The sequence below is a fragment of the Mycobacterium helveticum genome (assembly GCF_007714205.1).
Taxonomy (GTDB): domain Bacteria; phylum Actinomycetota; class Actinomycetes; order Mycobacteriales; family Mycobacteriaceae; genus Mycobacterium; species Mycobacterium helveticum.
In genome coordinates this window covers 1-263 of sequence record NZ_VMQU01000404.1, presented here as the reverse complement: position 1 = coordinate 263, position 263 = coordinate 1, and the positions used below count along the sequence as shown (strand labels likewise).

1 protein-coding gene is annotated in these 263 nt (G+C 73.8%); it reads left to right on the top strand.

The window, feature by feature from the left end; genetic code table 11:
* On the top strand, positions 1 to 162 hold a 162-nt coding region (locus FPZ47_RS30860), incomplete at its 5' end, for a hypothetical protein (RefSeq protein WP_168209602.1).
* Between the last annotated feature and the right edge of the window lie 101 nt (positions 163 to 263).

Here is a 263-nt window from a genome sequence, read left to right as displayed (position 1 = left end):
ACGCAGCCGGAGGCCAAGGACTCCGAGACGGCCACGGAGAAGCTCAACGCCCGCGGGCAGGGCCTCGGACACCCGGACGGGAGCGACAACGCGCGCCAGCGCCGTCGCATCGGCGGCGCGCTCAGCGCCCAGGACCTGCTGCGGCGCGAGGGCCGCTTGTAACCCAGGCGCTCAGTCGTCGGCGCCCTCGGGGTGGTCGGGCTTCGCCTGGAAGATCGCCCCCACATCGTTGTCGCCGGTCTGCCTGGTGGCCTCGGCTTCGG